Origin of the sequence: Bacillus cereus group sp. N12, from assembly GCF_016483575.1 — a bacterium.
In the GTDB taxonomy this organism is placed as follows: domain Bacteria; phylum Bacillota; class Bacilli; order Bacillales; family Bacillaceae_G; genus Bacillus_A; species Bacillus_A toyonensis.
Map to the genome: position 1 here is coordinate 16,070 of NZ_JAEHBO010000041.1, position 21,616 is coordinate 37,685.

The following is a 21,616-nucleotide window of genomic DNA, read 5'->3' on the forward strand; positions in this document are numbered from 1 at the left end:
AACAATGTGTTCAAAAAGACAGCTACAAGGAACATACAGCTTGCAAACAGCCATACATTAATGGCATCTCCTCCTTTTTACTAAAAAAGAAAGAGAGTGCTATTTGAAAGCACTCCCAACCTTTATTTCGGAATAAAAAACACCTGATTCAACGTATAGAAATCAGGTGTTTTTTGTAAATATTTTTTTAGTTCACACTTTGAGTTTTGGATAGTTGTTTTGTATTTTCATTCAATGCTTTTTGTTCAGCATTCGGATAAGTAACTGCATGCGTTCTTGTCTTATCAGTCATCGTCCAAGGAGAATTTACGATTGTGCCACTTTTCCTTTGCACAGTATATTCTGTAGTGAGTATATATCTAGAGTACGCCATCCTATTTGAAGATGGATTCTTTATCTCGTGATCCCATGTTTCCTCTTTTAATTGTTCAGTTGTATGACTTATAGAAGTCTGTAATTGTGTTGAGTATTGAGAAGACATTCCTACTGAAAATCCTTTAAAACTAAAACCCATATCAGCGCCAATACTCAAACTTACTGTCTTTGTAGCTGTTTCTTGATCCGTTACTTTTATACCTGTTTTTGTTGTGTATTTATATGTTTCACCAGGAGCTAAAACATAAGATTCTTGTTTTTTCCACCATTGTTTTTTCACAACCATATAATAAGGGTTTTCTTTTATTTGTTTAGCTGTATCTCCACCATAATGTGGATCTTTTACTGCAATAGCCGGAACTACTGTAAATGCTGTTACCACACGTTCTGTTTCTTCGGGAAGTTGGTCATTTATTGTTTCATATTGTGGTACAGGTGATAATGGTTGCGTATTTATCGATGGGAGTGAGACACTTCCTGCTTCTTCAACTGCAAATCTTTCAGAAGGTGCATCTGTAAGAAACTCATATTGTTGAACGTTAGCATTATTACCTGTTTGATTTCCTTCTATATCTAAAACTTTGCCACTATGTTTTGATTCAATAACATAATGCCCATCAGCTTCACGATGGAAGTACCAGTATTCAGAAGGTGCATCTCCAAGCCACTCATATTGTTGAATATTAGCATTATTACCTGTTTGATTTCCTGATATATCTATAACTTTACCGCTGTTTAGATTAATCATTGCATAATAATTGTTATCTAATGGATGAAGAAAAAATCTTTCAGAAGGTGCATCTGCAAGATATTCATATTGTTGAACATTAGCATTATTACCTGTTTGATTTCCTGATATGTCTAGATATTTTCTACTATTTTTATTTTTAAACATGTACTTCATACCTACTTTAAATGTCATTGATTTACCCACTCCCCTTTAATCAAATTATTTAAAACCAGATATTGCCACTTGATAATAACAAAGAATTTTAAAATTTAATACAATTTCAGGTTGAGAAATACTTTAATTTTATGTTGATTCGGTTTCCCCTTTAATGTGGACAAGAATGTAAAATTCAACAAAACCATACTACAAGGAACATACATACAGTCACTCTTTTCATTCTAAAAAGAAAGAGGGCTTTTACTTTTCCCCCCTTTCTTTTCTAGATATAAAAAAATCACTTTCCGTTTTCTCAATTGAGTAACAAAAAATGATTTAATCTGGTGTTCCTGCTATACAATTTTTCATCGATCCATCTCTCAGCTGTATCAAAGAAAAGCTCATGAGTTTTCACATTAACCGGAACTAACATATTTTCTTGATTCATGACATGGACTGCAAGTTCTTCCTCTTGTTCTCGTGTAATTTTGATTGTTAGATCTTCCTCTTTTACAAGTAAAACAAGTTCACCTTCTCCAATCTCTTTAATGACTCCTAATACGATATCTTCATGAAATAATAACATCCTACTAACCTCCTGTTTTTTTATAAAAAGAAACAATGTAGCTTACGTTACATTGTTCTTTGCTGCCTCATGATCTAAACGTTTTTGTCTTGCATTACTGATGCGTTCCGCTACGACTTCTTTTGCAATTTTCACGCCACCGACTTCTATTTTATCCGTTGTAATAATGCTTTCTAAATCCAGGTCATTAGCAAAAAAGTATCCATTCATTAATTCGATTAAAACTTGTGTATTTCTATCCGCGCTATTGGCACCAAGACGAATTTTTGTTAGCTCACTTTTTAACACATCATGTAAGTTTTTTGATACCACTTCTGTTACATAATTTAACGACCATTCTGTATTTTTTGCCGCTTCATGCTCCTTGCAAATTCTCCCCATTGCTTCCCCTGTGTATCGAATTCCGTGTTCCTCCATGTAATCCTTTATATAATCCTCTGTCTCTTGATCCATCGTTACCTGTCTTCTAATTGTACTCATTTAATAACCCCTCTCATTTTGGTATGCACTTTCTTTTTGCATACGCTCATAATACTTTTGGTTCTTCCAGCTTTCATATTCACTTTTAAAAGCACGTTCCACTTTTCTCATAGAATACTGAATAGATACATTCTGTTGAAATTTTTGAAACGGCTTTGATTTCTTCATGTGATGGATTCTCTTTTGTTCCTTATCATATGCCTTCATTTCTTGTAAAAAGGCGTTCCCCATTCTTTTATACAAGTCATTTATTTTATTCGTCTTGTAATTTTCATATTGCTTCTTATCATACTTTCCTTCCCCATATGCTTCTTTAAAAACTTGCACTTCTTTATCTAGCTTTTGGAGAAATTGATCGTAATCTTTTTTATGATGATGTTGAATATATCGACTGCTTAATTTGTCAATTTCCGGCTTTAATGGTTGCATCGTATTGTAGCTATATTGCCACTGTCTTTTGTCACTTGGTAGCTGTTTATAGATTTGTAAAAATAACGGCTTAAGATGTTGATTGCGCCAATCAAAAACGGAATCCTCTTTTTTCCTTCCCACCATATTGTTTCGAATCAGATCATTAATTTGTTTTTGTTCCTGCTTACGATCTAACAAATTGTTTACGACTTTTCCCTTCATCGCATCTAACGTTTTTGGTTTTCTTTTACCACGTTCTCTCGTTGGAAATGGTTCAACAGTTGCTACATGAATATGAATATTGTCCGTGTTAAAATGAATAGCTGCTGACCAGATTGAACTTTTTTCTATCCCCTCTCTTTTTTGCATTTCCTTCATTGCAAGCCGTGTTACATCCATTAACTTTTTTTCATCCAATGTTTTTGTTTTCTCATCATAAATCCCTTGTTTCTCTAACCAGGGATTATGAAAAGAAATGACATCTTGCCACATGATACTTCCATTCTCATGAGCGGTTTTAAACATTTCCTTTAAGGACTTTTTCTCACTTTCTGTTAAACGATTTGCGTGTTCTGTAAATAGTGCCGATGTCTTTTCTGAATTCCCCATATAGTCTTGATACGTTTCAAACATTTTTGGATTCAGCTTCACTTCACTTTTCGCTTCCTCCCGATCTACATAATCAATATAGTTCTGAAAAGCATCTGAACTTGGTAACACAAATTTCGTTTTCAAAACAACACCTGGTGTGATGGAAGACTGAACAGGAACGGCATTACTCATTTTCAACATCCTGCATCATCATTTGAATAAACTCATTCATTTTTTCCATTTCGCTATAACAAGCACTCATCATATGGATGTTCTTTTCGATAAGATTTTCTAATTCCATTTCCCTCTTATTTTGTTGCTGAAAAAATGCCAGCATTTCAATTTGAGCTTTCAAAAATTTTTGCCGAGATACTCCTTTCCTCTTTGCTATTTCATCTATTTTCTTTAAGGCAACTGGATCTATATCTCTTATTTTTAGATTCACAATTTCCGCTCCTTTCTGCAATTCTGGGTAGAGATCAATAAATAGTGAGAAGAGCATAAGGGGTTTTTGCCCCCACCGAGGGTGTGGGGCTAGGCGGAGCCTAGCAAAACGATGGGGGCAAGAAAATCCTCTAGGTGAGTACTCACTGATGACACAAATCCAACTGATGAGTACTCGCTGACGATACAAAAACCACCAGATGAGCACTCACTGAGTACTCAAATTCCACTGGTGAGTACTCAGTGACGACATGACTTTTTTCACTTTTTATTAATCTCATGTGCCTTTTGCTCTAACTTTTTGATTTTATCTCGTGCGATTTTTTGTTCTCCTTTAAACAATTCAACGTTCTTTTCTGATGATTTTATTTTTGATTCTAAGGATGCTATTTTGGATTGCGTTTCTGTTTTTTCCGCTTCGGTTTGATACTTCATTTCATCTTGTAATTCTTTTACTTTTTCATAAACTGTCTTCGCATTTTCTTCTTCCAGTTTGATTGCTTTCCCATAATTTTTTATCTTTGTTTCAATATCCTTTTTGTCTCTTTCTATAAAATCTAGCTCATATGTTTTTTTATCTTCAGCTATCAATTCGTCATTCGCTTTTGTTTTTCTTTGATCGGTAAAAATCGTCTGAACTAATTTATTCGGACTTTTTGTTGCTGCATTTTCTTCTTCAGATTCGTTAACATCTTGTGTGAATTTACGAATATCCATTTGTTCTTTCTCACCATTTTTATTGTAAATATCGAAAGCTAGCGCTCCCCAATTCGGAGATAAGTCTTTTACTTCTACAACGTATTTTCCGTTCTCCTCGTACAATACTTTGACAGGTAATTGAACACCTGGATTTGCTTTTTGCTGTGCTTTAAATGTATATCCTGTTTCCTCATATCCTTCTAATCGAAAGTAAATTTGTATAAAGTTTTTGTGTGGATTGTATTCCCTTTTCTCTACAATCAATTTCCCCATACCCGACAACTTAATTACTTTATTTGTCTCTGTATGGAATAGTTTTTCATCGTTTGGCATGTAAATTTTTGATGTCAAGAAAGCGAAAAAACCCAAAAATAGAAAGCTGATAATTGTTAAGTAGATCCACGACTTATTTTTTCTTAGATTGATTCTTTCACTCTTCTTACCAATCGCTCCTATCACACTCTCACCCCACTTTTTTCGTTATAAAACTTTCATATTTAACTCTTCTACACTTGTAACTCGCCATATTTCATTTTCTTTTTTCATGATGATTCGTAACACATTGTTTACTTTTTCTTCTCGGTTTTGCGTTGGATCTGTCGTGACATTTATAAATTCAGCTAACACATTTACCTCCTCTTTATCGGGTTCATTTTCTTGTAAATAAAACTTCATTTCTATTGGTTTCGTTTTATACGTATCTCCTAATTCGTATTTATCAGTTGGATAAAATTGTTGTAATAGTTCTTCACTCATAATGGATTTTGCTTTTTCTTTTCGCTCACTGTAGCCTTCTTTTTCTCGATGAAATGATAATTGAATAAACGATTCGGCTGTCGATAAATACGCCCTTCTCTGTTGTTCTTGTGCGGAAGGAAGTACCTTATCCAGTCGTTTTTTTAAGTCTTCATTTTGTTTTGTTAGTAATTCATTTGAAAGTTTTAGCTGTTTTTCTTTACCATCACTCATTGATTTTTTACTCAAATAGATATTAAAAGCTGTCACACCTACAACTAAAATGACAAATACAATAAACAAAGTTTTTCGTTTATCTTTCATTCTCTTAGTCTCCTATTCTTTCGGTTTTTAGAACCTTCTTACATGACCAGAAAAGACTTTTTTCCAATACGGATTATTTAAATCTTCAATAGAAACACCTTTATTCGTTTGGCATCCAATGAAAGTGTTTTTATCAATTACAATGCCAACGTGTCCGTCATGTTTGTAGGTATCAAAGAAAATAACATCACCCGGTTTCATATCATTTGCTGATACTTTTGTACCAATTTTGTTTAATGTTTCCGTACTTACGGCTCCTATCGGACTGGTATACATCCCCACTTGTTCGAATGCCCAGCGTACAAAACTTGAACAATCAAAAATCCCTCTTGCGATGTCATTTGTGTTACGTCCTCCACCAAATACATAGGTAGAACGTCCTATCCATTGGCGACCTACATCGGCAACTTTTGAACCGCTACTGCCTCCACTTCCTGGATTTCCTCCTCCACCAGAAACGACAGAACCCGGCTGATAATATTTTAATACTGCGTCAACGTACAAAATATCGCCGTAGCACGCTTGATATGGTACGGCTTCTGGTCTAAGGCAACGATACATGCCAGTATGTTTTACTTTTTGATACTGTTGTTGTGAAAATTTAATTGCTAATTCTTTCGTATACTTGCCACCATTTGCACCAATAAAATCGAAAAATCCTGTCCCGAAATTATATGCTTGAAGGGCGGTTTTGATATGATCCATGTCCCCTGGACTCGTTACTCCGGCTCTTTCTATCGCATGTTTAAACTCCTGTACACCTGCCCAAATACTGTAATCTGGATCTGTAATACAATTTGGTGATTTACAATACTTCGTATTAAATGCGCCTTCGGAACTCTGCATTGGATCGCTGCCACGCCCTCCGCTTTCTTGCATCATTTGAGCAAGCATTAAAGCGACAAACGATTCCACCCCAAAGGCTTTCGCATGCTTCCGAATCGTAGGTTCCCATTTTAGAACTTCAGGCGAAACATTCATGACTTGCCCTTCACCTGTATACGTAATATCACCTGCGTCTGTTCCACTATCGCTCCCCATTGCCGCAATAAAAATACTCATAATTCCAAGTAAGAGAAAAGAAAAAAGACCCATCACAAGTAGTGCTAAAGTGATGAGCCATTTCTTTGGTATAACCTTTAAAACTAGATGCATGGTATTAAGCACCTCCCCCGAATAACATCAATTCTTCATCTGTTACTTCTACATGGAAGTGAATGTTTTTTACAGCCCCAATACTTAAAATGACATCCCCTGTTGGTAAATGTGGAATCGCTGCAATTTCACTTTCACTTAACTGTCCTGCAAATACTTTTCGTAACATATCTAAACTGTTATTATCCTGCTGCATAATAAATTTGTACTGTGTAAGTTCAAAAAGCTTTTTAATTTCATCAATCATTTCTTGTGAAGATCCTTCCGGTACAAAATCTCGAATCGTATGACTTGCATATAAAAGCCCTGCAAAATATTTTCGATCTTCTCGGCTAAGTTTCGTTAAAAATTGTAGCGCATGAGCGCTTTCTTTTTTCGTGTTTATGATATGATGCGCCTCGTCAATAATAATGAAATAACGAGTTACATCTTCAAAAGCAAGTTGCTTTTTGTTAAAGGCTTTTAATTGAGGCGCACCATTTGAAATCATTTCATTCCAAAGGAGATTTAACACATTAAAGATCTGTGCCTGGAATACTTCTGGTTTAAAACTAGATATATTTCGTAAAGAAAAAGATACAACCTGTTCTTTCTTGAAATCTTCAATTGTAGTATGCCCATCAAATAATTCTGCATATGCTTCTACTAAATTCGTAAGATTTAATTCAATTAATTCTAAACGATGAAGTCTACTGTCTCCTAAATTATCATGATGCTTTTTAGCTGCTACATCTTGATATAACTCTTTGCGAACAAACTTTAAAAAGTCAGAGAAGATCGGATATTCTTTCGATTTTCTTGTTGTAATTTCATTTTTTGCTCCTTTTTCGTCATTCCATAATCCCATACGAATATATAGTTTACGAAGTAAATTTTCATATTCTTTAATTTCATCATCTTTTGCTTCTGGTGCAATGAACCGATATATAATTGTCAGTTTAGATAAATGCTGGGTAAAACTAACTTCCTCACTTTCTGCTGTCTTATATACTTGAAGTGGGTTAATCTGACCTTGTGATCCGTCTAAAGCAATTGTCTTTCCACCTAGCTCTTCTACTGTATCTGTAAACTCTTCTACAACATCAAATACCCGAACAAAGTGACCCTTACTTGCATAATCCACCGTTTTCTTTTTTAACAATGTTGATTTTCCCGCACCAGACTTTCCAATCATTACACCGTTATAACTCTTTCTTTGATTGTCTTTATGGAAGATATCAAAAATAACATTGCCTTTTGTTTTCGTTGTTCCATAATACGTACCGTATGGATCGTGTAAATAAGAATAATGAAACGGACACCCACCAGCCAAACTGACTGCCGGAATTTCTTTCCCTTTTCTTCGGTTCACATAATTTTTTTGTGTATCAAAGCTCGTTACGAGTGCATCCCATTCATACTCTTGTTCATTTAAAAAGACAGCTCCTCGAAAGTTATAAGATTCTAATGTTTCCAGGATCTCTTTTACTTGTTTTTCTAGCTCATCTATTGTTCTAGCGGAAACATAAATACGAATGTGAATACGTTTCATGACCTCACCTTGTTTCAAATCCGTATAGAGAGCTTCCAGCTCTAAAAATTCATTTTTCGCATCAATTCGATCTATATTATCCTTTGCTGTATCATGTCGCACACTTTGTTCACTCATGGATTTATTAATTGATTCAACAACTTCTTTTCGGTCATCACTCATGACATCTAATGTTGTGATCACATTTGGCATATTCATAATTTGCTCTAACCAAAAATCATTTACCTCTGTTGGAAAGTCAAAAACATGAACACAAGTACCTAATCCATCACCTGTTTGAAAATAACTTTCTTTAAAACTAATTCCCCCTTGTGGCTGAACTCTAGCCACTAAATAAGGGTTATAACCTTTCTTCTTTTTTAGTTCCTCTTGTTTTTCCTTTTTGGATTTTTTACTTTTGAACGCAAACATATTATTTCCCCCTTACTACCATATATTTTTCGTTCCTAATTTTGCATTTTGATTAAACAATTTAAACATAAGCTCTAACTTTTTCTCTTCATCCACATCTAATAGTTCGGTAGAGCGTTTGATATATCGCTTTGCTGCATCTACACGTTCTTTTACGATCAATTCCGTTTCTCCGTAAATGAATAAGAAGGCTTCCCGATTTGTTCTGCCCCATTCTAAAAACTGCAGTTCTTTTAACTTCTGATTTAAAATCCGCTCATACAAAGGACTGGTACATTCTTTAATTTTCTTCTCTATATAACGTTGTTGTTCAGTTGTTTGACATGGGAAGTTTAAAAAAACGAGTTTAATGGACTGTTTGTAGGCTTGATAAAAATAAGCATGTGAGAAAATAACAAATGCTTGCTCGTCGCTATTCTTAGAGAACATATCGTCACCTTCCACTTGAAGAATTTCTAAAAACTCCTCATTTTTTAGTTCAAATATGCCATCCTGTGTCATGTCTACAATTTGCATAATTTCCGCAATACTTTTCTTTACCTTTGGTGGCGCTTCTTTCTTTTTTCTAGATAAAAAACCTAACAGTTTTGGATTTTTCTTTTTCGAAACGTCTTTCTTTGGCTTTTCTTTCTTCTGTTTTTTTACTTTTGGTTCTACCTTTGTTTTTTCTTCTTTCTTTTTGTCGGGTACCACCTTCACAATTTCTTTTGGTTCAGAAATTGATTCTTTTACATTTTTTTCGTTAAATCGAAATGTATTTTTCTTTGGTCTTTCTAGTTGTTTTGGCTCTTCTTTCTCTACATCTTTTTCGCTGAATAACGCCATATGTGATCCCTCCCTTATTGATCGTTATCAATGGCGCAATATGCACCTTTTCTTCTTAGCAATGTAATAATCAATACTTCATACATTCGTTTTTGAGGATTCGTACTTGGACGCCAAATCATGATAATTGCAATAACCGCCATGAAAATAACAAATGGTAATTGAAAGGAATCATGTACAAAATTCCTAAGAATCATCGTTACAACTAATAAGCCAATTAATAAAAAGAAATCTATTAAATAAAGCACTTTATTAATCCGTAATTCTGTACTGATTTCCTTTGGAATCCGATAGCTTCTCATCGGGATTCCCTCCTTTTCGACAATAAAAAATAAGCGTAATCGTACGCTTATTTTTTATCTGTATTATTTTTATTTTTGTTTACAATATCTCTCCAACTTTTACCCGTGTTTTGCCCCATCTGATAAAAACGCTTTGTATTCTGTACCGTTTCAGAATTATGAATGCGTTCTTGTACTCCTCTTACCTTTTGTTTCACGGATGATGTTGTATTTTTAACTTTATCAGTTGTATATTGTCCCAATGTCCGTGTTTCCCGACTTCTACTTGCTGCCACTTCTTTATCACTTTCATAAGGAATAATTGGGCTACTATGTGTCACCGTTACGATGTCGGCTGATGCCGGGCTTCCTCCGCTTGGTGCTGATTTTGGCGCTTCCATTGGTGCCGGGCTTCCTCCACTTGGTACTGGTCTTGATGCTTCTACTGGTGCCGGACTTCCTCCACTTGGTACTGATCTTGATGTTTCTACTGGCGTCGGACTTCCTCCACTTGGTACTGATCTTGGTGTTTCCATTGGTGCCGGGCTTCCTCCACTTGGTACTGGTCTTGATGTTTCTACTGGTGCCGGGCTTCCTCCACTTGGTACTGATCTTGGTGTTTCCACTGATGCCGGGCCACTTCCACTTGGCACTGATCTTGGTGTTTCTACTGGTCCCGGGCTACTTCCGCTTGATACTGGTCTTGATGTTTCCATTGGTGCCGAGCTACTTCCGCTTGGTACTAGTCCTGGTGTTTGACCTCCTTCACTTGCTCCTTGTCTTACTGTTCCTGCCGTTTGACTTCCTTCACTTGTTCCTTGTCTTACTGTTCCTGCTGTTTGACCTCCTTCACCTGTTCCTTGTCTTACTGTTCCTGGCGTTTGATTTCCTTCACTTGCTCCTTGTCTTACTGTTCCTGCTGTTTGATTTCCTTCGCTAGCTCCTTGTCTTACTGTTCCTGCTGTTTGACCTCCTTCACTTGCTCCTTGCCTTACTGTTCCTGCTGTTTGACCTCCTTCACTTGCTCCTTGTCTTACTGTTCCTGCTGTTTGGCTTCCTTCACTTGCTCCTTGTCTTACGCCTCCTGGTGTTTGATTTCCTGCGCTTGTTCCATTTGCTTTTCCAGCTTCTTTCATTTCATCTTGAAGGCTTGTAGTACCTGATTCTTGCCCATTCGCTACCCCTGGGTTTTCGTTCCCTCCTTTTTTCATGTCTTCTTGAATAGATGGCGTACCACCATTATTTTTATCTTTTTCCTTATTTAAGTTACCTTTTTCTTTTTCCTTATTTGCTACATCATTTCCATTTGCTTTCTTCTCACCAGCTTTTTTCATTTGATCTTGCAATGAATCTTTATTTTCAGATTCATTTCCATTTTTTAAGCCACTTATGAGACCAGCCATTCCACCTGTTGCCATCGCTGCCGCACTTGCGGTTTTAGCCGCTGCAACACCAGTTCCTTCTGCTGCACCTTTCGCTCCTTTTCCAATCATATTTCCGAGACCCTTCATTGGTTTTGAATTTGCAAGAGCGCCAATTCCTTTACTAAGTGCGAAACCACCAGCTATACCACCTGCTAACATGCCCCAACTACTCTTTAATCCAATATCTATACCGAATAACCTTTCTACGACTGCCGGACCATCTAGAACTGCCATACTAAATGCGGCTAATGCAATCAGATACGGTACACCATTTAATTTGTCATGGAGAAACGCTGTTCCCATTATATATAGCTTCAAAGATAGGAATATCATAATCGTTGCTATAAATATATTGAGGATATTAGATAATACAGCTTTTAACTTTTGACCATTCGCAACATCGGCTGGTGCTATTATGTTCACCAACAAGTAGTTAAATGCCAATTCATAAAATAACCTAGCTAACTTAATACTTACCAATAACAAAGTTAATCCTGTTATCAGTAAAGTAAAGAATATATTCCAGAAATTCCAATGCCAGCGATAATACTTTTCTGGGAAGAAATCAAACCATCCATCTTTTAATTCTGCTAAAGATGCGACCCCCATCCCATCCATTACCCTTTTATTTTTGAGGATATCTTGCCCACCTTCAGATAACTCCTTATCCTTTGCAAACTCAAAATCCGAATCTATTTTTTCTGTAATGTCTATCTGTCTAATATTTTTTTCTGGAATATGATTTTTCGGATTCATATCCTCTTTCTTTTTCCATCCATTTTGATCTATCACTGCAATATCCGTTATGTTCTTCTTAATAATTTCATCACTTAAGGAACCTTTTTGTTCTGATTTTACAACCGCTATGGCATCATCGGTGAACTTATCAACCTTTGTCATACCAGTACTTAGTAAACAAAGTACACTCAGTGTTACAAAAATATTGATGATAATTTGAGAACGGTTCATTTGTTTGTTCAAAATGAACATGTAGCCAATATATAAAAACGATATGGCTAAAAGAACGACAAACAATGGATATAACCTATCAACAAAATTTTGTAGTTCTGGTGAATTAAAGAACCCTTTAATCCCCAGTATGGCATCTGTCACACCTTCTAAAGCATCTACAACCAAAGATAAACCTACAATTAGGAACCATCCTAGCCAACGCAATACATAATTCACGATGTCTCCTACTTGAAGATAATCCGAGAACGATTCTAAAACCTTTAAAATTTCTTCATCTTTCACTATTTACCCTCCTCTCATAATTGCTATTGTCCTAATACTTCTTTTGCTGTCCAATTCACTCTCTCATTTAGTCTGTCGATACGAATAATCAATTTCCCTTTTTGTTCCCGATCTACTGAAAGGAAAAGAACCGCATCTTCTAGACCAAGAATGACCTCATTTTCTCCTGTTACCAATGGCGAGTAACTATCTAAAATCAATTGCATTTTATCCGTGATTGTCGGTACACACATTCCCTCTTCCTCCTTTATGTTTGTAATCAAAAAAGCACTCAATTATTTGAGTGCTTTCTAACTTGTTACTTTTTCTTTTTCTTCTAAATCACGCAAGATTTGATTAATCTTACTTTCGACTGCTTGATAAACACTTTTGTCAATGTGGTCATTGTGAGCTAACATTTGAAATTCACTGTAAAACTCGCCCATTTCTTGATTTTCAACCTCATTTATTGATTTGCCTAACTGTGCTATAAAGAACTTATCAACCAGTTTCAAAACCGCTAAATCAGATTCAAAAAATTCATTAACCGTTTTTCCCTTCCAATTTTCAATGGAGAGAGAATCAAACGGGCTATCTTCCTGCTGAAACGCCTCTTCCGGAATCTCTTCATCAATTCCCATCATTGTTGGCTCTTCTACTGGCTGCGGTGTCTCTACTGGTGGCAAATCTTCCTGTTCCGGCTCTGATGGTTTTTCCTTTCTTTCTCCTAAAAAATCTACAATGAGTGAATTTGGATTTACGTCATCATGTAGGGAATCAATATCTATATCTAAAATAGATTTATCTGTATCGAATTCTACGCCTAAGTACTCCCATCTGTATTTTAAGGCTGTTTCTCCCGTATTATAAATTGGGCGAGGTCTGATCCGTTTTCTGTTATTATCCTGACGTTTTATAACACGAATAACGGTACTTTCTCCTTCTTTAAAATTCATAAGTTCATTTGCTGTTAACAGTGGGCGTTGATCTAGACCTTCCGTTTTATTTTTATCAGTAGAAAGACCTTTTCCGCTTCGAGAAGGTAGGTTAATCGTCTGATTCCCTAGTTTTTTGGACACTTTTTCGGCGGTTTCTTGATCGTTAGTTAGAATGTAAATGGTATTCCCACAGTTTCCATCAATCGTATCTGCATCCTCACCATACTTATTTTTTAATTGTGAATATGCTTGAATGATAAGATTAAAGCGAACATTTCTACCAAGACAAACCGTGATAATATTCGCCATCCCTTCAATACTTGGCATATTACCAAACTCATCCAGGCAAAAAACCACCTCACGGTGACATTTCCCTCCACGAGCAAGGGATGCACCCTTAGCCAATATAAAATAAAGCTGCCTTACAAAAATAGAAGCAATCACATGATTCGAAGAATCAAAATCTGGTGTAATCATAAAAATAGCCACTGGTTTATCGAAATAATCCACTTTTGTTACTTCCATATCTTCATTTTCTTCTACTACTTTAAATTCTGTATGACCCGTTTTCCCATCTATTTTTGTAATAGAAATAGATGTTTTCGTTTGAGGATTTTCCTTTTCATTACATTGAATGGTATCTCCAACTTGTATTGATTGTTTAAAATCTAATGCAAAACGTCCTGTAATATCTGCTTTGATAGACTCCTTTGAGCCATCTGAAAATACAATTTCCACTCGTTTTCTAGGTGTCACTTTTCCTTTTATCGTTTTTCCAAAACCGACACGTTTTAAATCCACACTATTTTTCGCTGTCATTTTAGCGATTTCATCAAATGTAAAAATAGAAAGTCCGTTCATTGTTTGAGTGAAAATCCCACCTCTTGCTTGCCCTTTTGAGAAATTAGAAGTTGCATATTGCATTTTCGCAACGCTATCCGCTGGTAAGCCTTCAAAGTATAAATCTAATGCATTTTTAGGTGGTTCCTCTGGATCTATTATTATTTCTTTCGAACCAAGTTCTGATAACATGTTAGCTACTGCATACATCGTTATTTTTTCTTCTGTTCCTTCTGCAATACATTTATCTGTTATAGCTAAAACCATAGCGTTGCATAGGCTCATAGCACAATCTTGCCAAAAAGGATCTTTAACACCTGGTTTATAAAACAAAGTGTGTGAGAGTGTTTTACATAATGCCTGTGCCGTTGAATAATCCCCATCTTTATAAGCATCTTTTACAAGCTGCAATAAGTTATAACTCATGGAATCAAGTGGCTTTAACAAGTTCAAAACTTCAATGTGATACCCTCGCTCTTCCAGTGTTTCTTTCGATGCACTGAAGAGCTCACCTTTTGGATCATTAAAAATTAGGGATGGTTTATGTTCCGCTCTAGAATAGACATCAATTGTAGGAAATACAAAGGTTTCCCCTTTACCAGAGCGTGTTGTACCGATAATTAAATTATTTACCGGACTATCATCAATAAATACCTTGTCACCTAATCGTGAGATAACAACACCACCGCCACCTTTAAATGATTCTTCTCGATCTGGTACAGCTCGGTATTGCTTTTTCAACTCTTCAACTGTTGTAAAACGACTAGACCCTTTCTGATGATTATTTAGGTTTTTAAAGGAAGATTTCAATTTGTACACTGTTCTCGCTATAGTTCCAATCACTACAAGGAAAACAAGCAAGTAGTAAATTGGATGTTCTGCAATTGGCATCCGAAAAAGAAATCCTATCTCCATATGAAACGGTTTGGGATGTAATAAATCACTAAAAGTTGTTTCTATCAGCTCTAAGGATAAGTTGAGTAAAAAATTAGCGATCAATAACATTCCAACAAACAAAAAAGCACTCAATGGAATGAGTACTTCTTTTTCAGCTAATTTATATTTGATTGATATCTTTTCACTATACATATCAAAGCATCACCTCTATTCAATCTAGCCACACGTATTACTTCTTTAAGCCAAATCCCGAATCATAATTATATTTTTCATACTTTGTTATCTTATTGAAATCATTCGTTACATCTAAAGATATGATATATCCAAATTTCTTAGTAATTTGGGCATCTGATGGCATGTTTTGAAAACTTGCTATTACTTTTATGTCGGAATCCTTCATCTGTTGAAGAAAGTATATAAAATCTGCCTGACGTAAATAATTGGTTTCATCTACAATTACATATTCAAATTGTTTAGCTTTATTTATCACATCTTCTGTAATTTTAAAATTCCCATACCCTTCATTCGATTCACATTCTAAGTGTTGTAGAGTCACATGACCCGTTTTCTTCTCAAATTCTTCGTCTTCGTACTCTCTCATTGGATCTAACACTAAAACTCTTGATAAACTTAAAGCCATTTTCTTCAATTCCCTCGTTTTCCCTGTCCCTACTCGACCCACCACCATTAAACTATTATCTAGACTTGAAATTTGTACTAAATTTGCACTATTAACAAACATCTATATGACCCCTTTCAAATTAAAAAGGTACTCTTTTTTTGAGTACCTTTTTGAAAATATCAGTTGATTTTTTTCTTTATTTACTCGCTACCATCTTTTCATTTTGTTTCAGAACTGGCTTTTCTTGATTCGTTGGTTTCTCTGGATTTGTTGGTTTTTCTGGATCTGTTGGTTTTTCTGGATCTGTTGGTTTCTCTGGATCTGTTGGTTTCTCTGGTTCTGTTGGCTTCTCTGGTTCTGTTGGTTTCTCTGGTTCTGTTGGTTTCTCTGGTTCTGTTGGCTTCTCTGGTTCTGTTGGTTTCTCCGGTTCTGTCGGCTTCTCTGGTTCTGTTGGTTTCTCTGGATTTGTTGGCTTCTCTGGTTCTGTTGGTTTCTCTGGATCTGTTGGTTTCTCTGGATCTGTTGGTTTCTCTGGTTCTGTTGGTTTCTCTGGATTTGTTGGTTTTTCCGGCTCTATAGGTGGCTTTGGTTTTTCTGTCCCTGTATTTTCCGTATTACCATTCTCACCCTCCGTTATAATTGGTGGGTTCACAATTGCATCTGGTTTCTTCTCTGGTGGAAGAATATCTCCTATACTCGCTACTGAAGAATCAATATTTTGATCGCCAAATGCAAAATGATCTCCATTCACGCTGACTTGTGGCTTATTATCGGTAATAGCTGCAATCACATTATCTTTTGTTGTATCTTGAAGTGTTTTATCTGTTGTTTCCTTATCAAAGAGTGCTAGAACACGAGAAGTGGTTTCATCCCCATTTTGAAGATTACTTACAATAGATTTTTCTTTAAAATTAATTTTTGATTTATCCAGCTCTTCTAGTACATAAGCAACTTCATTATCCTTACTTTGAATTGCATTCTCTGTAATTGCTTCAAAATCATGTTTGTTCAGATCTTCTTTCTTTTCATCCGGTTTATTCTTATCTACCTTTTTTGTAATAGCTGTTTTACTTTTTGATGATTCCTTACTCCCAAACCAACTGCACCCTGTTGTACTTAATATCAATGAACCACCAAGAAAAACAATTCCCATTTTTTTGTACAGATTCTCATAATTTAAAGGCATGTTATTCTTTCCCCCTTAGATGTTCTGTATATCTTTATCAATTTTTTCAATCTTAGCTTTCTTTTCTTCTTCACTTATCGTAGATTGTTGAATATCCCGTTTCTCTAATTCTTTGACCTCTTTCATTACGTTTTTATTTCCTTGCGTTTTGGCAAAAGAATAACAATCTTCATATTTTTTTAGATTTACAAAAGCTTCAACAATGAGTTTTTCACGTCTACCGTCCATATTGACTTTCCCTTTAAGCTTAATTATCTCCTCATATTTCTTATTAAGTGCTGCTTTTTCAAAGTCGATTACATCATTTTTGACATCAATTTCATTGATTTTATTCATGTTGTCTATCCCAATAAGATAAGCAACCACACTTTCTGCAAATTTCGGCTCATATTGTAATGCCTTATTTGCCTTTCCATTTAATAAATAAGTAAATAAAACTGCCTTCTGACTATCTTTATCTAATTCTGTGTAATTGACCTTATCGAAGTATTTAACGGCTTCTCCATACTGTTGAATGGCTGCCTGTTGTAATCCTTTTACTACATATTGTTCAGAACCAGCATTTGCACTCGAAACTGGATCGGAAGAGAATAACTTAAAGGCAAATATGGCACCCGCTCCAATTAACACCATGCTCCCTATAACACTCGCAATAATCTTAAATCCTTTTCTATTTTCCTTTCCAGGCTTTACTTGTGGCTCTATTTCATTCGATGGACCAGAAGAGGGTTCTTCCTTCCTTTCTGGTGATTCTTCTCGATATTCATATTCTTCATGAAAAGGAGAATCATTGATTTCTCTTTCTAATGTTTCTAACAGTTCCTTCTTTTGTTCCTCTTGTTCCGGATCTAATTGCATTACATTCATTTTTTTAGAAATGTGATCAAAAATATGATCTGCATATCTCGAACCAAGTGATAACGTACCGTTATAAATTTCATTGGAATGACCATCTAACAAATCGAAGTCAATATGTTCTTGCCTCCCTGCCTCTCTATAAACTCGTTCTAATCGCTTCGTTAAGATATAAGCTTCATGAAACGAATATTGCTTACCCGACTGAATTTCTGTTCCATTGCTACTCTTAAAAATGACAAACATGGCTTCTCCTTTCTTCCATTTACTTTAAATTTCATGAAAAAAGGCAACAAAAAAAGCCATACCCTTTGCATAGCCTCCTCATTGCCTTATTTATATTTTTTCACTATTTCATCCAGAGAAACGGGAATAAGATTTGACCAAATTTTACATTGCTATTTACGCTTTCTGCTAAGTATTGGCATCCCATTACAATAACGAGTCCGGCTGCCCCACCAAGAAACCACCAAATACATTTATGTCTTCCTCGTTCACCGCCCCAAATTAATAGATAAGCGCCCCAGCAAAATACAATCGCTGTACTAACCATTGCCCCTCTTTGCATCCATGCAATAAAAGAATTACCCGTATTAATTAGACCATCCATTGCATCACCTAACACTAACATTTGAGATAATGTTTCCAACATTGACATATACATTCACTCCCTTTTCATTTTTAAATGCTTATACGTTACTAAGCTGACTTAATTCATTCGCCTTGCTGTCTTCTTTCACTTCTTTTACTTCTGTTGCTATTGCCTTATAAGCTTGTAAAGCTTTCATTACTAAATCTTGATTTTCTTCAATGTATTTCTGATGATGTAAATGAAGCCAATGGTTATAATCCTGACCATTGGCTCTTAATAGGTTTGCTACCATATCTTTTTCTTTTTTTAATTCTCTCTGTGTAATCGCCACTATATCACCACCTTTCAATGATTATGTGATTACTTCTGATATTGTTCTTTGCAATTTTGAATAAAGAACCCTACTTCTTTTTCAAATTCAGATGGTTTAATTTTTTCAAACTTAATCGCTTTCTTCAACTCTCCTTTTTCATAGTAGGCAAGGGTATCACGTTTTTGTGACAAACCAAAGTCGTGCTGATTACTTGTTCTTGGTACATCTTCTCTACCTCCAAATAATTCTTTCACCTGGACGTTGTTTTGTTTTGCTAATTTTCCAACATTAAAGAGTATATCTTCTCTTGTTTTTTTATCATTGTTCAACATAACAAAACCTGTGCCATCCTCACTCATGAACTTCTTCATTTCTAACGGACTAAGTTCCATTACTTCCCCTTTTCCCGAGCTAAAGACAAATGTTGAACCAATACCAATTGCAATTAACAGTCCAACAACTGCGGAAATGATCCACCCTTTACGACTCACGCATATTCCTCCCTATGTCATATTTTTATAAGCGATTTTGAAGTGTGATGAGACACATTTTAACTTCAACATCTGTCTTTATTTTATAACATTTAAAGGAAAGTGGGATAGAAAATGGAAATATCATTTATGGCTGGAATGACGAACCCTGTATTGGCATGCGTATAGAAACTAACCCCGACCTAGCTTCTATAGGCCCAATACCGCACTACGTATTTTGGCATGAACGTAGAACCTTATGTATCTACTGTTTGTGTGGTTCATCGCTTCTTCAGAATGTCAAAATGGGATATTCCTCGCGATCACTAGCGCAAACAGATTTTTGATACAATGCATTTCCCAGTGGTCACAGATGAGTTTTACGTTCTTACTCACCTAACGATAATCATATACCTAACCCCTCTAGTGACCTTTTGAGGGGAGGCACGCATATATATTGTATATTTCACCTTTCTACATCATTACTGAAAGGAAGAGATACACAATATATATCTAAATTGTCAAAGAACAACTTACTTTGTGCTATGTTCTCAGCACACTTCAAAATCGCTTTTTTTATTTACACTTTTGTTTTACAGCTACTAATTCAGCATGTTTATTTTTTCTTTTAGCAATTAAGTTTTGATGTTCATCTCTAACCGAGCGCATTTGATAATAAATTTGAGCCACTTTTTCAATGCTTCCTGTGCTATTTTCAATTGCGATGGTGCCTTTCAGTTCGTATGTTTTTCCATCAAAAGTTTTAACACTATGAGCTTGTGATGCCGCAATATCATAAAATGTGAGTCTTTTTTCTTTTCCCATATGAACGCCTCCTATTTTTGATAGAGAAGGGAGAAAAGCGCTTCTCCCTCGTCTAGTTTTCTAGCCATCTAGATAGGATGAAATAGTGAACGAGTGCTTTAGATCATGCTAGGATTGTTGTGTTGTACGAAGTGATAATGCGTTGTGCTGCCTCTTTTCCGTATATGTGCTGTAATGCGGATTGAGATTCAACTACGATTGAATGCTGAATGTGGTATGTTGCGCTTTCTTTCAAAAACTGCTCCATATGAGGGATTGGGTACAAATCATATTGATGAAATACCAGGTGAATCGGTCTTATATTCTTGCATTGTGTTAGATACTGAAGAAATTTTGATAATGCTTCTCCTCTATCTTGATACGTACTTGCTTCCGTTTCTACACTGATGTACACAACAGAGTTTTGTTTCAAATCCATTTGTAGCGTTTCATAACCAGTTAATAAATCATGTTTGATGATGTGATACCCCTGTTTTCGTTTTTCTTGATGGGTATCTTCATAAAAGATGCCTTTCGGATCAAAAATGAAAATAAAATCATTGGCGTTTTCTTTTACACCTTCTATGACCGTTTTATAAGCCCCAAAACGAGCCTTTATCACACCTGCAACCTTTTCCCCTTCATCCATTTCTTTCAACGTTCTAATTACCTTTGCGTACTTCTTAGCTATCCCTAACATGATTGCTCTCCTTCCTATTTCACTTGTTTCTACTGGCGATTACTGAAACCAAAAATACTCTTTTTTGTTCCCCTTGCTTCTCTCGTTAATGTTTTTCAAGAATGTATAACAAATTGATTATTATCGTATCCCTGGTTTCTTTTGAATATAAACCTAGCTCATGAAATATTGGATACGCTGGGTGCTCATTCTTTAGCGAATCTACTACTTTTACCAAATTTGCTTCACTTTCATATATTTTTTCCGTAAACTCAATTACTTTTTTCACATCTAGGTAATACAAGTTTTTATGTTTTCGATCTAAATACAAGATACTGCCCGCTAATAATTTGGTAGCGGATTCTATCCAATAATCATGATGTTTTATTGGTTTAATGACAGTTTGAGCGATCGAAACAGCTTGCATCAGTTCTTCAGCAAGCCAAGCACTTTTGCGCTGCATAACGTCTTCCCCAAGTTTCCCTAAATTCTTCGTTTTACCGACATTGACTCCTTTCACTACATTTCATATCTATCACGATTAATGACTTCAGCACTCGCTTTCGTCAGTGGAAATACAAAATTCAGAACAACTAGAAGCATACTCATAGCAATGAGTAACGTTTGATACGATCGTTTCAACATGACTAACAACTCCCTCATACATGCAGTTTTCAAGGAACAAAATTGTATTTGAATTACTAGATTTTTTCACTATAATTAATCGTATATAGTTATTTATATTTTTATTAAAACAATATAACTATTTTTGAGTTAATTACGAACTCTGTAATATGTTGGTACAAAAAAATATTCTATAGGTTTGTCAAAAAAATGAGCAATTTTTTCCGCTCGTTCTGCATTCAATCCTGCCTTGCCTTTCTCAATAGAGTGAAGCACTTGAGGACTAATATTTAAAACCTGAGATAGGGACTCTAAAGAATAATTCCGAGTCTTTCTCTCGCATGTTAATGTCATCACCTAACCTCCTTTCGGTTATATTTACAAATATGATATATCACTTTTGAA

The 21,616-nt window shown here is 35.5% G+C and carries 25 protein-coding genes; all 25 read right to left on the reverse strand.

Annotated features, from left to right (window positions below; genetic code table 11):
* Positions 1–187: 187 nt before the first annotated feature.
* Entirely contained in the window at positions 188–1,297 is a 1,110-nt protein-coding gene (locus JDS92_RS18195; RefSeq protein ID WP_199632253.1) for an RICIN domain-containing protein, read from the reverse strand.
* Between the two features lie 277 nt (positions 1,298–1,574).
* Entirely contained in the window at positions 1,575–1,847 is a 273-nt protein-coding gene (locus tag JDS92_RS18200) for a hypothetical protein (RefSeq protein WP_199632254.1), read from the reverse strand.
* Between the two features lie 42 nt (positions 1,848–1,889).
* A complete protein-coding gene (locus JDS92_RS18205; protein WP_199632255.1) occupies positions 1,890–2,327 on the reverse strand; it encodes a hypothetical protein in 438 nt (145 codons plus the stop codon).
* Positions 2,328–3,521, reverse strand: coding sequence for a MobP2 family relaxase (gene mobP2 / locus JDS92_RS18210; protein WP_199632256.1), 1,194 nt, complete (start codon positions 3,519–3,521; stop codon positions 2,328–2,330). It abuts the gene before it with no gap.
* A complete protein-coding gene (locus tag JDS92_RS18215; RefSeq protein WP_199632257.1) occupies positions 3,514–3,774 on the reverse strand; it encodes a hypothetical protein in 261 nt (86 codons plus the stop codon). Before JDS92_RS18215 ends, mobP2 begins: the two co-directional genes overlap by 8 nt.
* 260 nt (positions 3,775–4,034) lie before the next feature.
* A complete protein-coding gene (locus JDS92_RS18220; RefSeq protein WP_199632258.1) occupies positions 4,035–4,931 on the reverse strand; it encodes a hypothetical protein in 897 nt (298 codons plus the stop codon).
* 21 nt (positions 4,932–4,952) lie between these two features.
* Complete coding sequence (locus tag JDS92_RS18225; protein WP_199632259.1) at positions 4,953–5,531, reverse strand: MerR family transcriptional regulator; 579 nt, start codon at positions 5,529–5,531, stop codon at positions 4,953–4,955.
* A 27-nt stretch (positions 5,532–5,558) separates the two neighbouring features.
* The gene (locus tag JDS92_RS18230; protein WP_199632260.1) at positions 5,559–6,686 is read right to left on the reverse strand and encodes a bifunctional lytic transglycosylase/C40 family peptidase; all 1,128 of its coding nucleotides are present in this window, start codon (positions 6,684–6,686) and stop codon (positions 5,559–5,561) included.
* Between the two features lie 4 nt (positions 6,687–6,690).
* Positions 6,691–8,628, reverse strand: coding sequence for a VirB4 family type IV secretion system protein (locus JDS92_RS18235; RefSeq protein ID WP_098230597.1), 1,938 nt, complete (start codon positions 8,626–8,628; stop codon positions 6,691–6,693).
* Between the two features lie 15 nt (positions 8,629–8,643).
* Entirely contained in the window at positions 8,644–9,453 is an 810-nt protein-coding gene (locus tag JDS92_RS18240; RefSeq protein ID WP_199632262.1) for a hypothetical protein, read from the reverse strand.
* A gap of 14 nt (positions 9,454–9,467) precedes the next feature.
* Positions 9,468–9,755: a DUF5592 family protein gene (locus JDS92_RS18245; protein ID WP_001258275.1), complete on the reverse strand. Its 288-nt coding sequence runs from the start codon at positions 9,753–9,755 to the stop codon at positions 9,468–9,470.
* Positions 9,756–9,802: 47 nt separating this feature from the next.
* Positions 9,803–12,412 carry a pLS20_p028 family conjugation system transmembrane protein gene (locus tag JDS92_RS30960; RefSeq protein ID WP_199632263.1) on the reverse strand — a complete coding sequence of 870 codons (2,610 nt, stop codon included), beginning with the start codon at positions 12,410–12,412 and terminating at the stop codon, positions 9,803–9,805.
* 23 nt (positions 12,413–12,435) lie between these two features.
* The gene (locus JDS92_RS18255) at positions 12,436–12,645 is read right to left on the reverse strand and encodes a hypothetical protein (RefSeq protein ID WP_199632265.1); all 210 of its coding nucleotides are present in this window, start codon (positions 12,643–12,645) and stop codon (positions 12,436–12,438) included.
* Positions 12,646–12,702: 57 nt separating this feature from the next.
* Complete coding sequence (locus JDS92_RS18260) at positions 12,703–15,258, reverse strand: VirD4-like conjugal transfer protein, CD1115 family (RefSeq protein WP_199632267.1); 2,556 nt, start codon at positions 15,256–15,258, stop codon at positions 12,703–12,705.
* A 37-nt stretch (positions 15,259–15,295) separates the two neighbouring features.
* Positions 15,296–15,808 (reverse strand): DEAD/DEAH box helicase family protein, encoded by a 513-nt coding sequence (locus tag JDS92_RS18265; RefSeq protein ID WP_199632269.1) that lies wholly within the window; start codon positions 15,806–15,808, stop codon positions 15,296–15,298.
* 76 nt (positions 15,809–15,884) lie between these two features.
* Positions 15,885–16,874, reverse strand: a complete 990-nt coding sequence (locus JDS92_RS30965) for a hypothetical protein (protein WP_242476010.1) — start codon at positions 16,872–16,874, stop codon at positions 15,885–15,887.
* A gap of 15 nt (positions 16,875–16,889) precedes the next feature.
* Complete coding sequence (locus tag JDS92_RS18275; protein ID WP_199632271.1) at positions 16,890–17,975, reverse strand: hypothetical protein; 1,086 nt, start codon at positions 17,973–17,975, stop codon at positions 16,890–16,892.
* Between the two features lie 103 nt (positions 17,976–18,078).
* Positions 18,079–18,387: a hypothetical protein gene (locus JDS92_RS18280; protein WP_000062188.1), complete on the reverse strand. Its 309-nt coding sequence runs from the start codon at positions 18,385–18,387 to the stop codon at positions 18,079–18,081.
* A gap of 31 nt (positions 18,388–18,418) precedes the next feature.
* Positions 18,419–18,652 (reverse strand): hypothetical protein, encoded by a 234-nt coding sequence (locus JDS92_RS18285; RefSeq protein ID WP_199632273.1) that lies wholly within the window; start codon positions 18,650–18,652, stop codon positions 18,419–18,421.
* A gap of 29 nt (positions 18,653–18,681) precedes the next feature.
* Complete coding sequence (locus JDS92_RS18290) at positions 18,682–19,125, reverse strand: hypothetical protein (RefSeq protein ID WP_000087507.1); 444 nt, start codon at positions 19,123–19,125, stop codon at positions 18,682–18,684.
* A gap of 555 nt (positions 19,126–19,680) precedes the next feature.
* Positions 19,681–19,929, reverse strand: a complete 249-nt coding sequence (locus tag JDS92_RS18295; protein WP_098163169.1) for a hypothetical protein — start codon at positions 19,927–19,929, stop codon at positions 19,681–19,683.
* A gap of 103 nt (positions 19,930–20,032) precedes the next feature.
* Positions 20,033–20,608: a TraM recognition domain-containing protein gene (locus JDS92_RS18300; protein ID WP_199632275.1), complete on the reverse strand. Its 576-nt coding sequence runs from the start codon at positions 20,606–20,608 to the stop codon at positions 20,033–20,035.
* 85 nt (positions 20,609–20,693) lie between these two features.
* Positions 20,694–21,050 carry a type IV secretory system conjugative DNA transfer family protein gene (locus tag JDS92_RS18305; protein WP_206773022.1) on the reverse strand — a complete coding sequence of 119 codons (357 nt, stop codon included), beginning with the start codon at positions 21,048–21,050 and terminating at the stop codon, positions 20,694–20,696.
* Positions 21,051–21,106: 56 nt separating this feature from the next.
* The gene (locus JDS92_RS31260) at positions 21,107–21,232 is read right to left on the reverse strand and encodes a hypothetical protein (protein ID WP_274606217.1); all 126 of its coding nucleotides are present in this window, start codon (positions 21,230–21,232) and stop codon (positions 21,107–21,109) included.
* Between the two features lie 129 nt (positions 21,233–21,361).
* On the reverse strand, positions 21,362–21,565 hold the full coding sequence (locus tag JDS92_RS18310) for a helix-turn-helix domain-containing protein (RefSeq protein ID WP_137076896.1): 204 nt from the start codon (positions 21,563–21,565) through the stop codon (positions 21,362–21,364).
* Positions 21,566–21,616 lie beyond the last annotated feature (51 nt).

Excerpts from the sequence above, each read along its gene's own strand:
- JDS92_RS18245 (WP_001258275.1), bottom strand. The coding sequence starts at position 9,755 with ATGAGAAGCTATCGGATTCCAAAGGAAATCAGTACAGAATTACGGATT.
- JDS92_RS18275 (WP_199632271.1), bottom strand. The coding sequence starts at position 17,975 with ATGTTTGTCATTTTTAAGAGTAGCAATGGAACAGAAATTCAGTCGGGT.
- JDS92_RS18255 (WP_199632265.1), bottom strand. The coding sequence starts at position 12,645 with ATGTGTGTACCGACAATCACGGATAAAATGCAATTGATTTTAGATAGT.
- JDS92_RS30965 (WP_242476010.1), bottom strand. The coding sequence starts at position 16,874 with ATGCCTTTAAATTATGAGAATCTGTACAAAAAAATGGGAATTGTTTTT.
- JDS92_RS18235 (WP_098230597.1), bottom strand. The coding sequence starts at position 8,628 with ATGTTTGCGTTCAAAAGTAAAAAATCCAAAAAGGAAAAACAAGAGGAA.
- JDS92_RS18295 (WP_098163169.1), bottom strand. The coding sequence starts at position 19,929 with ATGGGAAAAGAAAAAAGACTCACATTTTATGATATTGCGGCATCACAA.
- JDS92_RS18200 (WP_199632254.1), bottom strand. The coding sequence starts at position 1,847 with ATGTTATTATTTCATGAAGATATCGTATTAGGAGTCATTAAAGAGATT.
- JDS92_RS18260 (WP_199632267.1), bottom strand. The coding sequence starts at position 15,258 with ATGTATAGTGAAAAGATATCAATCAAATATAAATTAGCTGAAAAAGAA.
- JDS92_RS18230 (WP_199632260.1), bottom strand. The coding sequence starts at position 6,686 with ATGCATCTAGTTTTAAAGGTTATACCAAAGAAATGGCTCATCACTTTA.
- mobP2 (WP_199632256.1), bottom strand. The coding sequence starts at position 3,521 with ATGAGTAATGCCGTTCCTGTTCAGTCTTCCATCACACCAGGTGTTGTT.
- JDS92_RS18265 (WP_199632269.1), bottom strand. The coding sequence starts at position 15,808 with ATGTTTGTTAATAGTGCAAATTTAGTACAAATTTCAAGTCTAGATAAT.
- JDS92_RS18300 (WP_199632275.1), bottom strand. The coding sequence starts at position 20,608 with ATGTTAGGGATAGCTAAGAAGTACGCAAAGGTAATTAGAACGTTGAAA.
- JDS92_RS18205 (WP_199632255.1), bottom strand. The coding sequence starts at position 2,327 with ATGAGTACAATTAGAAGACAGGTAACGATGGATCAAGAGACAGAGGAT.
- JDS92_RS18305 (WP_206773022.1), bottom strand. The coding sequence starts at position 21,050 with ATGCAGCGCAAAAGTGCTTGGCTTGCTGAAGAACTGATGCAAGCTGTT.
- JDS92_RS18195 (WP_199632253.1), bottom strand. The coding sequence starts at position 1,297 with ATGACATTTAAAGTAGGTATGAAGTACATGTTTAAAAATAAAAATAGT.
- JDS92_RS18225 (WP_199632259.1), bottom strand. The coding sequence starts at position 5,531 with ATGAAAGATAAACGAAAAACTTTGTTTATTGTATTTGTCATTTTAGTT.
- JDS92_RS18240 (WP_199632262.1), bottom strand. The coding sequence starts at position 9,453 with ATGGCGTTATTCAGCGAAAAAGATGTAGAGAAAGAAGAGCCAAAACAA.
- JDS92_RS31260 (WP_274606217.1), bottom strand. The coding sequence starts at position 21,232 with ATGTTGAAACGATCGTATCAAACGTTACTCATTGCTATGAGTATGCTT.
- JDS92_RS18280 (WP_000062188.1), bottom strand. The coding sequence starts at position 18,387 with ATGTCAATGTTGGAAACATTATCTCAAATGTTAGTGTTAGGTGATGCA.
- JDS92_RS18310 (WP_137076896.1), bottom strand. The coding sequence starts at position 21,565 with ATGACATTAACATGCGAGAGAAAGACTCGGAATTATTCTTTAGAGTCC.